At 72.1% G+C, this 10,003-nt stretch carries 10 protein-coding genes and 1 pseudogene; 4 read left to right on the top strand and 7 right to left on the bottom strand.

Annotated features, from left to right (window positions below; genetic code table 11):
• Together ABZ464_RS04255 and ABZ464_RS04250 are read left to right on the top strand one after the other, a co-directional pair.
• Positions 1-282, top strand: a pseudogene (locus ABZ464_RS04255) (ABC transporter); the annotation flags it as partial.
• Positions 279-1,097: an ABC transporter permease gene (locus tag ABZ464_RS04250; RefSeq protein WP_359270633.1), complete on the top strand. Its 819-nt coding sequence runs from the start codon at positions 279-281 to the stop codon at positions 1,095-1,097. The pseudogene ABZ464_RS04255 and the gene ABZ464_RS04250, both read left to right, overlap by 4 nt.
• Here ABZ464_RS04250 and ABZ464_RS04245 read toward each other — a convergent pair.
• Both ABZ464_RS04245 and ABZ464_RS04240 read right to left on the bottom strand, forming a co-directional pair.
• Positions 1,055-4,201 (bottom strand): BTAD domain-containing putative transcriptional regulator, encoded by a 3,147-nt coding sequence (locus ABZ464_RS04245; RefSeq protein WP_359270630.1) that lies wholly within the window; start codon positions 4,199-4,201, stop codon positions 1,055-1,057. The two genes, ABZ464_RS04250 and ABZ464_RS04245, sit on opposite strands and share 43 nt — an antisense overlap.
• A 169-nt stretch (positions 4,202-4,370) precedes the next feature.
• Complete coding sequence (locus ABZ464_RS04240) at positions 4,371-4,940, bottom strand: helix-turn-helix domain-containing protein (protein WP_359270628.1); 570 nt, start codon at positions 4,938-4,940, stop codon at positions 4,371-4,373.
• Positions 4,941-5,091: 151 nt separating this feature from the next.
• On the opposite strand from ABZ464_RS04240, the gene ABZ464_RS04235 reads away from it, so the two are divergent.
• Positions 5,092-5,799, top strand: a complete 708-nt coding sequence (locus tag ABZ464_RS04235) for an alpha/beta hydrolase (RefSeq protein ID WP_359270624.1) — start codon at positions 5,092-5,094, stop codon at positions 5,797-5,799.
• A gap of 181 nt (positions 5,800-5,980) precedes the next feature.
• Positions 5,981-6,451 (top strand): VOC family protein, encoded by a 471-nt coding sequence (locus ABZ464_RS04230; protein WP_359270621.1) that lies wholly within the window; start codon positions 5,981-5,983, stop codon positions 6,449-6,451.
• A 132-nt stretch (positions 6,452-6,583) separates the two neighbouring features.
• On the opposite strand, the gene ABZ464_RS04225 is transcribed toward ABZ464_RS04230, so the two are convergent.
• The 5 genes from ABZ464_RS04225 to ABZ464_RS04205 all read right to left on the bottom strand — a co-directional run bounded on the left by ABZ464_RS04225 (position 6,584) and on the right by ABZ464_RS04205 (position 9,924).
• The gene (locus ABZ464_RS04225) at positions 6,584-7,081 is read right to left on the bottom strand and encodes a hypothetical protein (protein ID WP_359270618.1); all 498 of its coding nucleotides are present in this window, start codon (positions 7,079-7,081) and stop codon (positions 6,584-6,586) included.
• 460 nt (positions 7,082-7,541) lie between these two features.
• A complete protein-coding gene (locus ABZ464_RS04220; protein WP_359270615.1) occupies positions 7,542-8,108 on the bottom strand; it encodes a Uma2 family endonuclease in 567 nt (188 codons plus the stop codon).
• A gap of 309 nt (positions 8,109-8,417) precedes the next feature.
• Positions 8,418-8,762: a hypothetical protein gene (locus ABZ464_RS04215; protein WP_359270612.1), complete on the bottom strand. Its 345-nt coding sequence runs from the start codon at positions 8,760-8,762 to the stop codon at positions 8,418-8,420.
• Positions 8,763-8,768: 6 nt separating this feature from the next.
• Positions 8,769-9,317, bottom strand: a complete 549-nt coding sequence (locus tag ABZ464_RS04210; protein WP_359270610.1) for a hypothetical protein — start codon at positions 9,315-9,317, stop codon at positions 8,769-8,771.
• Between the two features lie 85 nt (positions 9,318-9,402).
• Complete coding sequence (locus ABZ464_RS04205) at positions 9,403-9,924, bottom strand: hypothetical protein (protein ID WP_359270607.1); 522 nt, start codon at positions 9,922-9,924, stop codon at positions 9,403-9,405.
• Positions 9,925-10,003 lie beyond the last annotated feature (79 nt).

Below are 10,003 nucleotides of genomic sequence, written 5' to 3'. Positions count from 1 at the left end.
ATCGTCCCCGGCGGACACGTCCGCCTCCGCTTCACCGACCCCGCCGTGTACCGGCGCGCCGCCGCCGAGCTGCGCGAGGTCACCCGGGACGACGAGGCGCTGGCGCTGCAGATCCCCACCGGCGGCAGCCAGCGCGAGCTGCGCTCCATCCTCGACTGGCTGGACTCGGCCGGCGTCGAGGCCGACGAGCTGACGGTCCACACCCCCGACCTCGACGACGTGTTCTTCGCCCTGACCGGCCCGGCCGACGTCCCCGCCCAGTCCGAGGAGAGCACCCGATGAGCGCCCCCCTGGCCCCCGCCCGCCCGACCCGGATCTCCCTCGCCGCACGCGACTCCTCCACGATGCTCCGCCGCAACCTCCTGCACGCGTGGCGCTACCCGTCCGCGACCCTGAACCTGCTGCTCACGCCGATCATGATGCTGCTGCTCTTCGTCTACGTTTTCGGCGACGTGATGAGCGCGGGCATCGGCGGCAGGGGCGCGGACCGCTCCGCGTACATCGCCTACATCGTTCCGGGCATCCTGCTGATGACCGTCGGCAGCACCGTGATCGGGGCCGCCGTGTACGTCTCCATGGACATGACCGAGGGCCTCATCGCCCGCTTCCGCACCATGGCGGTCTACCGCGGCTCCGTGATCGTCGGGCACGTCCTCGGCAGCGTGCTCCAGTCGATCGCCAGCGTGGTCCTCGTCGGCGCCGTCGCCGTGGCCATCGGCTTCCGCTCCACCGACGCCACCGCCCTGGAGTGGCTCGCGGCGTTCGGGCTGATCGCGCTGTTCGCCCTGGCGCTGACCTGGATCGCGGTCGGGATGGGGCTGGCCGGCCCGAACCCCGAGGCGGCCGGCAACATGGCGATGCCGCTGATCCTCCTGCCGCTCGTCTCCAGCGCGTTCATCCCGGCCGACACCATGCCCGGCTGGTTCCAGCCGATCGCCGAGTACCAGCCGTTCACCCCGGCCATCGAGACCCTGCGCGGACTGCTGCTCGGCACCGGGATCGGCGACAACGGGTGGATCGCGCTCGCCTGGTGCGTCGGCCTGACCGCACTCGGCTACCGCTGGTCGACCGCGCAGTTCAACCGCGACCCGGAATGAGTGCCGCGCCCCGGAACGAGTGCGCGGGTCGCCTCCCACAACCCCTCCCACTCCAGGGCGGCGTACTCCGACACCGCGTCGGCGTACGCCGCCCCGTCGGCCTCCTCGGCGGCCCGCCGGGCACGGTCGGCGGACATCGCGGGGAACGTCTGCGGCACATGCATCCGCCGCGCCAGCGCCAGCAGCCGTACCGCCGAGGCGTCGCCCGCGGCGAGCCGGACCAGACCGAGGGCCAGCACGTCGACGCCGGACCCCGGGGCGTCCCCGGCCGGGCCGGAGCCGTCGGCGAGCAGCCGGCCCTCCAGCTCGGCCACCAGTGCCGCCACCGGCTCCAGCCGCCCGGCGTACGCGTGCGCGGCCACCGCGTAGGCCGCGATCGCCCGCGCCCACACCTCCACGGTGGGGTCGGCGGTCGGCGAGTCGTCCGCGCGCAGCCGCTGCACGGCCGTCCGCCATTGCTTGAGCCCCAACTCGGTCAGCCCGCGGGCCAGCGCGATCTCGGCCCAGGCGGCCAGGTCGGTCGCGACGGCCGAGGTCTGCTCCGCCGGCTGGCTCAGCTCCACGCGCCGCAGCCACTCCTCGGCCTCGTCCGGCTCACCGCGCTGCAGGCAGGCCAGCGCCAGCCCCCGGTGCAGACCCGTCATGGGCGACTGATCGCTCAGGTGCTCCAGGGCTTCCAGCGCGGCCAGCAGATGCCGATACGCCTCCTCGCCGAGACCCGCGTCCGCGCACAGCTCGCTGCAACGGGAGTGGCCGAGCAGCCTGAGTGACGGATTGGGCACGGCGTCGACCGCGGCGAGCAGCCGGCGGGCCGAGGACAGAGCACGCTCCGGCTGGTGCTCGTACTCCCAGAGATAGCTGGCCACGCACTCGGCGACGCCCGCCAGCAGGGGAGCGTCGCTCGCGCACAGTTCCTCCAGCGCCTCGTAGCCGGGCGGGCGCATCTCCGGAAGGGCGCACAGCACGACGGCGAGCGCCCGCAGCAGGGTGTCCGGCTCCGCGGGCGGCAGCCGGCGCAGGGTGACGAGATGGCGCGGCCGAAGCGGGCCGTACCCGATGAACGGGGCGGCGGTGCACAGGGCGCTGAGGGTGCGGGTGACCTCGGTGTGCCGCGCGTCGGGCCGGTAGTGCGACAGCGGCGCCGCGGTGTCGGCGGCCAGGGTCAGGACCCGGTGGAAGCTCGTGGCGTCGGTGAGCCAGACGCCGGCCAGCACCGCCCCGGCCGCCGCGACGGTGGGCCGGTCCTGGCGGGTGAGGGCGTACCGCAGGGCGAGTACGAGGTTGTCCTGCTCCGCGCGCAGCCGCGCCCAGTGCCGCAGCGGCTCGGGGCCGGCCATCAGGTCGTGGTTGGCCAGTCCGAAGTCCCGTGCCCAGCGGAGGAAACGGTCGGTGACCACGTCCTCCTCCCCGGCGGCCGCTCGCCGGGCGGCGCTGAACTCGCGCACCGTCTCCAGCATGTGGAAGCGGATCCCGGCGGCGGTGTCGACGGCCTTCAGCAGCGACTGGTCCACCAGCTGCTCCAGCAGGTACAGCGCGTCGCCGCCGTCACCCAGCAGTCGTTCCGCCGCGTCCTCGTCGAAGCCGCCGGGGAAGACCGACAACGCCCGCAGCGCCGCCCGCGCGTCCTCCTCCAGCAGATTCCAGCTCCACTCCACGACCGCGTGCAGGGTGCGGTGCCGTTCGGGCGCGTCCCGGGTCCCGCCGCGCAGCAGCGCGAACCGGTCGCCGAGGCGGCGGCCGATCTCGGGCACGGACAGCACCCGCACCCGCGCCGCCGCCAACTCCAGGGCGAGCGGCAGTCCGTCCAGATGCCGGCACAGCTCGGCCACGGCGTCGGGCGGCAGTTCGACGTCGGGGCGCGAGGCCCGGGCCCGCTGCTCGAACAGCTCGATCGAGGTCGCCGGGCTCAGCTGCGGCAGCTGGTACACCGCTTCCGAACTCAGCCCCAGCGGTGCCCTGCTGGTGACCAGCAGCCGCAGATCCCTGGACCGTGCCACCAGCTCCCGTGCCAGGTCGGCGGCGCCCCGGACGACCTGCTCGCAGTTGTCCAGCACCAGCAGTACGGGGCCGGCGCCGAGCGCGGCGACGATTCCGGCGGTCACATCCGCCCCGCCGCCGTACGCCCCGCCGCCACCGAGCGCCGACGCCACCTCGCCGGCCACGTCCTCGTCCGCACGGACTCCGGCCAGCGAGACGAAGTGCACCACCCGCTGCTCCGCCTGCCGGCTGACGGCGTACGCGAGCCGCGTCTTGCCCAGCCCGCCGGGCCCGACGATCGAGGCCAGCCGCGAGGAGCGCAGCAGCCCGGCCACCGCCACGAGATCCTCGTCCCGCCCCAGCAGCGGATTCGGATCGTGCGGCACCCCGTACCGCACCACGGGCGCCTCGCCCCTCAGCAGTTCCTGCTGCACGGCCTTCAGCCCGCCGCCCGGGTCGGTGCCGAGATCGTCGCGCAGCTCGCGCCGGTACGCGTCGTAGCGGGCGAGCGCCGCCGAGGGCCCGGCCGTTTCCGCCTCGGCGCGCAGCAACTCGGCCAGTATCTCCTCGTCGCGCGGCGCCCCGGCGAGGACCTCGGCCAGCGGCGCCATGGCCTCGTCCCGCCGCCCCAGCCGGGCGAGCGCGAGTGCGCGGGAGCGTGCGAGGGACGCGTAGCGCGGCGCCCGCTCGGCCCGTAACTCCGCCACCGGGTCGCCCGGCGCGGCCTCGGGGTCCGGGGCCGCGTCCCAGAAGGCGAGACCCTCCTCCGCGCTGGCCAGAGCGGCGGCGTGGTCCCCGGCCCGGGCATGCCGGGCGCTCGCCTCGGCGCACCGCACCACCGCCGAACTGTCGACCTGATCCTCCGCCAGCGCCAGCCGGTAGCCGGTCGGGGTGCTGACGACGACATCGGCCCCGATCTGCGAGCGGGCCCGGGAGACCAGGATCCGCAGCGCGTTGGCCGGGTTGGCCGGCAACTCGTCCTGCCACAGCCCGTCCACCAGCCTCGCGCTGCTGCAACCGGAGCGCAGCTCGCCCGCGAGCAACGCGAGCAGCCCGCGCAGCCGGGGCGCGGTGATCTCCCGCCCGCGATAGGCCACACGCGACAGGAGGATCAACTCGGTCTTCACTCGGTCAGGTTATCGACAGCGGGTGTGCCGTCGGCAGAGTTGCGGCCGACGCCCGCGACCGGGGACGCGGACCGCGCAGACCTCGTACGACACCTTCGCGGGCGGAACCCGACGTAGCCGCGCTGCCCCGTGCCGATCCCCGGCGCCACGGCCTCAGCCGGACTCTCCGTCAGACGTCCTCAGCGGGGAACACCTCGTCGACGGCTCGGCGCAGGGTCTCGCGGACGACCGCCGGGTCGCCGAGTTCCGCCGCCTGGAACGCTCCGTCGTGCAGCAGGACGAGTACGCGGGCGGCATGGTCGGGGTCGGGATGGCCCATGTCGGCCGAGAGGTCGCGCAGCACCTCGAACAGCCAGGTGCGTTGGTCGTCGATGACCCCGCGCACGGGGTGGGTGCGGTCGGGGTATTCGGCGGCGGCGTTGAGGAACTGACAGCCGCGGAAGCCGTCTTCGAGGGTCGCGTCGCCGAGCACGGCCATGACCGCGCGGATCGCCTCGCCCGGCGATCTGCCGTCCCGCGCGCGCCCGACCGCGTCCCGGATTCCCTCGGCGGTCGCGGTGAGGTAGGCGGAGACCAGATCGTCCTTGCTGGGGAAGTGCCGGTAGAAGGTGGCGCGCGTGACCTTGGCCTCGGTGACCAGGCGGTCGACGCCCACGGCCTGGATGCCCTCCGCGTAGAACAGCCGGGACGCGGTGCGCAGCAGCCGGTCCTTGGGGTGGAGCTCCGAGGCAGTCGTCATACACCCATCGTAGAGAAAGACCAGTCGTTCTGAACGGTCGGTCCGCTCACATTGCCACCCTCTGGGAGAACGACTAGTCTCTCTCCCAGAAAGACCGGTCGTTCTCCCTCCTTGCGTTCTGCGTTCTCCCCTTCTGAAAGGCATGAAAGCCATGAGCACCACCCCCACGATCGTCCTGGTCCACGGCGCCTTCGGCGACTCCGGCATGTGGAAGGGCGTCATCGCCAGGCTCCAGGCACAGGGCTACACCACCCTCGCCGTGTCGAACCCGCTGCGCGGCCTGGAGTCCGACGCCCAGTACGCCGCCACCGTCGCCAGGACCGTGGACGGCCCGGTCGTCCTGGTCGGCCACTCCTACGCTGGCGCGATCATCACCCGCGCCGCCCGCGACGCGTCGAACGTGGAGGCCCTGGTCTATGTGGCCGCCTTCCAGCCCGACGAGGGCGAGAGCGCCCTGGAGAACGCCTCCCGCTTCCCCGGCGCCAAGATGGGCCCGGACACCACCGTCGCCACCGAGTACGAGGGCGAACCGGAGCTGCGGATCCTGCCCGAGCACTACCAGGACGTCATCGCCGGTGACCTGCCCGCCGAGATCACCGACGTCCTCGCGGTCACCCAGCGCTCGGTGCGCGTGCAGGCCCTGACGGCGGAGCTGTCCGGTCAGCCGGCCTGGCGCACCCTGCCGTCGTGGGCGGTGGTCGCGACCCAGGACAACGCCATCCCCGCCCAGGCCCAGGAGTTCATGGCCGAGCGCGCCGGCTCGCACATCGTGCGCGTGGCGGCGTCCCACGCGGTGTCCATTTCCCAGCCGGACGCGGTGGCCACCCTCATCGTCGAGGCCGCCAAGGCCACCCGCTGACCTGTCGTCCGCGTCGGAGGTGACGACGACAGTCAGCCACGACGACAGTCAGCCACGATGGCGGGCGCGCCGAACGACGGCGCCCGCATGTGTTTCGCCGCCGCGAGATCCACCGATGAGTTCCGCCGGCCGGGCCGGTCTACAGGACGTACGCCATCGAGCCACCCACTGGAGACCCGCCATGACCGATCCCGCACACCCCGGCCGCATGCTGTTCGTGAACATCCCCGTAGCGGACCTCGAGCGCAGCAAGGCGTTCTTCGCCGAGCTCGGGTTCAGCTTCAACCCGAAGTTCACCGACGAGACCGCCGCCTGCATGCTGGTCGGCGAGCACGCCTTCGTCATGCTGCTCAGCCGTGAGAAGTTCGCGGAGTTCTCGAAGCTGCCGATGGCCGATCCCACCACGCACGCGCTGGCGCTGTACTGCTTCGGCGTGTCGTCCCGCGACGAGGTGGACACGGTCAGCGCCGCCGCGCTCGCGGCGGGCGGCTCCGAGGCGGATGGCGCCGAGGACTACGGCTTCATGTACTCACGCAGCTTCTTCGACCTCGACGGCCACGGCTGGCAGGTCATGTGGATGGACCCGGCGGCGGCGGAGCAGGGCCCCGAGGCGTTCGCGGCCTCAGCACAGGACGCCGACACCCCGGCCTGACCCACCACCACGTCCCGCACGGGCGCCGTCAATCACGGCCGGTGCAGCGGTGGACGGCTGAAGGGCCGGCCTGAGAGGAAACCCCTCCTGAGCCGGCCCTGGTCAACGGACGAAGTCCCCCGACGGGCGGTTTCACGGGCAGCATCGGCAGTAAAGACGGGCGCCCGCCACCCGCGCCCGGAACGCCAGGCCTGTGAACATGTCAACCGTGTCCTTGGCATCGAGGTAGTCCGCGAAGTCGACCTCCTCGATCTCGTACCACTGGGCCGCCACCATCGGGACGGCGTCCTCGGGGAGGGCGGCAAGGACGTCCCGCCAACGATCGGGGAGCTGCTGAAGGACCAGGCCCGTACCCCAGGGGGAGTCGGGGGCGACGGGTTCGCCCTGCGGGTAGGGCAGTGCGGGCCAGATCAGTTCCGGCGTGTCCTGCTGATCGGCGAAGGGTACGCCCTCGGCGTAGGCGACCAGTTGGGCCAGGACGAGGTGCGGGTCCAGGCCCTTTGCGTCGATCCAGTCCGCGCCCATCTCCTCCAGCGACGTCTCGCGTAGCCAGTCGCCGTCGGGTCCGATGGCCTGGTTCACCGCCGTGGTGTGGTCGGGCGCGTGGAAGTAGTCGTACAGCACACCCATGGCGGTCTCCGTCGTTCATAGGGTCCTGGGCAGGGCCGAGGCGCCCGGCCCGCCGGCTTCGTCCGTAGCTGGACGCTTTTCACCGTGTCTCCCCGTTGTTCCCCGCCGGATCTGGGGCGGTCGTGGTGCGGCCTCCCGGGCCCGGCTTTCTGGCAAACACCCGTCCCAGCCCAACGAGGGCGCCGATACCCACGATGCCCCAGGTCAGTCCTGCCACGATTCCCCCGTCACACTGCATCTGCAGCGCTGCTGAACGCACGCACTCCATCCAATGGTGACTGAGGTGTTGGGGTGCGCGCGGGGCTGGCGCGGCAAGCTCCTCGCGGCCGTGGACGACGAACTGATCCGGCGCTACCCGTGCCGCATCAAGGGCACCGACCGTTACGAAGTGCCTGAGCGCCGCTCCTCACGGTCGCCGAGGTCTTCGCCCCGCCCCTATCGGCTGCCGAGTAGCGCGTGGTCAGAGCTGGCCGAGGTCGATCTCCACCGGGAAGGGGGCCACTACCTTGAGGACGCCGGTGAACACGTCTCCGTTCCGGTAGGTCTTCGTCGCGGGGTCGAGAACGTAGGTGTACACGAGGGGAACGCCTGTCGGGGCCTGTTCGATCCGCCAGTAGAAGCCGATGCCTGCCTTGGCGTACTGGTCGACCTTCACGATCCGGTCGGTGGTCTCCGAGCCCGGCGACACCACCTCCGCGACCAGCAGCACATGCTCGGGGCGGGTGGGGGTGATGTCGATCGTGTCCGCGCGGTACACGACGACGTCCGGGCGGCGATTGGTGAGCGGGACGTCCTGAAGCCGGACGTCGAAGTCGGTGTCCGCGTTCCACTCAGGGCCCGCGGCGGTATCCAGGGCGTTCGCCAGAATCCGGGCCAGCCGGTTGTGCCGCTTGGAGGCACTCGGACTCACGACGACCATCCCGTCCACGATCTCGATGCCGGCGCACTGCTCCTCGGACCAGGACGCGTACTCCTCCGCCGTGATCTGCTCATGCATCCACGCCGGGGCAACCATCTCGGCCGTCATGAAGCACCTCCCGGACACTGTGCCGCGGGCCCGATCCCGCAGGATTCAGCGTACTGTCTGCCTCCGTCCGGAACGCTGATCTCACTCAGGCAGAAGACGGTGGATCGGCACGTGGCTCGAGGAAGATTTTCAGCAGGTGGCCGACAGAGGTGCGGGCGTCTCGTCACACCGACGCGATCCAGGGCTGCCTGCCGTTCTGTCCATTCTGTCCATGGCGTCCTGATGAGCTGCGGCGGCCGCGCTGCAGCCGGACACCCCACGTGCGTCGACGGTCAGTGTTCGCCCTGTCCGGCGGACCTGGCGCCGACGTCACTCGGCGGTGAGTTCCGCGAGCTGCTCGGCGGCGGTGGCGTTGCCCCGGGAGGCCAGGCGCCGGAGCTCGTCCATGTCGTCCTGCTCGGTGGCGAGTTGGATCAGTTCGTCGGTGGCCGTGGCGTTGCCTCCGTCCGAGAGGCGTCGGAGTTCTCCGAGGTCGCCCTGCTCCGAGGCGAGTTGGACGAGTTCGTCGGCCGCGTCGGTGTTGCCGCCGGCCGCGAGGCGGCGCAGCTCGTTCACGTCGCCGAGTTCGGCGGCGAGCTGGACGAGTTCGCCGGTGGCGTCGGCGTCGCCGTTCTCGGCGCGTTCCCGCAGGGCGGACAGGTCGGGTTCAGGCATGGTGGGTCACCTCTCCGTGGTGTCGGTCCCGGGCCGGTCGCCCCGGGGCCGGTGCGGCTGTTCGCCGGGGCCGGGCAGCCTTCCCGAGGCGCGCAGTTCGTCGCGGTGTGTCTGCCACTCGTCCACCAGCCTGGGCAGGCGTTCGGCCAGGAACTCGGCCAGCGCGATCATCTCTTCGAGCGGGGCGCGGCGCTCCGGCGGAGCGTCGGTGAGGAGGGCCAGGCCCTCCCGGAACAGCGCTGCGTGTTCCTCGTGGAGGGCGGCGTCGAAGTTCTGCGGCTGTCGGCTGTCCGGGTTGAGGGTCACCCGGTCCATGCGCTCGCCGGCGGTGCGGGTACGCCGGGCCATCCCGTAGGTCTCCAGCAGTTTGACCGCGCCGGTGACGGCACTGCGGCTCGCCAGCAGGGCTTCGCCCAGCTCGTCGATGGTCTGCTGGGGCGGATCGCAGACGAGAAGGTGGCCCAGGAGGCGTCCGGCCATGGGCGGGAAGCCGTACTGCCGGGCGTAGAAGCGGCCCACGTGGTCGGCGAAGAGCAGTTGCGCGTCGTTCGGCACGCTTCCGACGGTAGCAGATCTGACTGAGATGACACTTATTTCTGTCATTTCAGTCATGGGGTCGCGGTCAGGGGCGATGGGCCGGTCAGGAAAGCCCGGACGCCCTGAGGACCGCCCGTGTGGTCTCGTCGTCGATGTGGTGGCCGAGTCGCTCCAGGATCTCCGTGCCGTGCCGAAGGGTGCCGCGTTCGGTGGAGCGGCGGACGCCCGTGTCGAGTTCGTGCCAGATCAGGGGGTTGGCGGCGAGGACACGGGGGTCGAGTTCCAGTCGGTGGCCATGGACGTCGCGCAGGACCAGGTGGGACGAGACACCGTCGTACTGCCGTACGGTCGTCAGGGCGTCCGTGTGCACGATGCGCCGGCGCCAGGGGCCCCATACCGCCAGCCAGGCGGGGCCCGCCGTCACCCGGGGCGGGAGCAGGACGGTGAAGAGGGCGGCCGACATGCCGATCCACAGCAGGGCGCGCAGCGGCGACAGGCTGCCCGCGTCCCAGTCGACCAGCAGGGACAGGGCGCCGAACAGCACGGCGCAGCTCGCCGCGAGCCGGGCGCCGCCACGCCAGTGGCGGTCGCCGGCCGGGGCCCACCGGTCGGAGGAACGTCGCATGTCGCTGACGCTAGGCGGCCGTGCGGGGCCCGGCAGGGGTCACTGACGGGGCCCTGACGCCGGAAGGGCGCTTCTTGAC

The organism is Streptomyces sp. NPDC005820, assembly GCF_040630255.1.
Lineage (GTDB): Bacteria > Actinomycetota > Actinomycetes > Streptomycetales > Streptomycetaceae > Streptomyces.
This window is presented reverse-complemented; position numbering and strand designations above follow the sequence as displayed.

Coding starts and splice junctions, on each gene's coding strand:
- ABZ464_RS04250 (WP_359270633.1), top strand. CDS start 279: ATGAGCGCCCCCCTGGCCCCCGCCCGCCCGACCCGGATCTCCCTCGCC.
- ABZ464_RS04240 (WP_359270628.1), bottom strand. CDS start 4,940: ATGACGACTGCCTCGGAGCTCCACCCCAAGGACCGGCTGCTGCGCACC.
- ABZ464_RS04235 (WP_359270624.1), top strand. CDS start 5,092: ATGAGCACCACCCCCACGATCGTCCTGGTCCACGGCGCCTTCGGCGAC.
- ABZ464_RS04230 (WP_359270621.1), top strand. CDS start 5,981: ATGACCGATCCCGCACACCCCGGCCGCATGCTGTTCGTGAACATCCCC.
- ABZ464_RS04225 (WP_359270618.1), bottom strand. CDS start 7,081: ATGGGTGTGCTGTACGACTACTTCCACGCGCCCGACCACACCACGGCG.
- ABZ464_RS04220 (WP_359270615.1), bottom strand. CDS start 8,108: ATGACGGCCGAGATGGTTGCCCCGGCGTGGATGCATGAGCAGATCACG.
- ABZ464_RS04215 (WP_359270612.1), bottom strand. CDS start 8,762: ATGCCTGAACCCGACCTGTCCGCCCTGCGGGAACGCGCCGAGAACGGC.
- ABZ464_RS04205 (WP_359270607.1), bottom strand. CDS start 9,924: ATGCGACGTTCCTCCGACCGGTGGGCCCCGGCCGGCGACCGCCACTGG.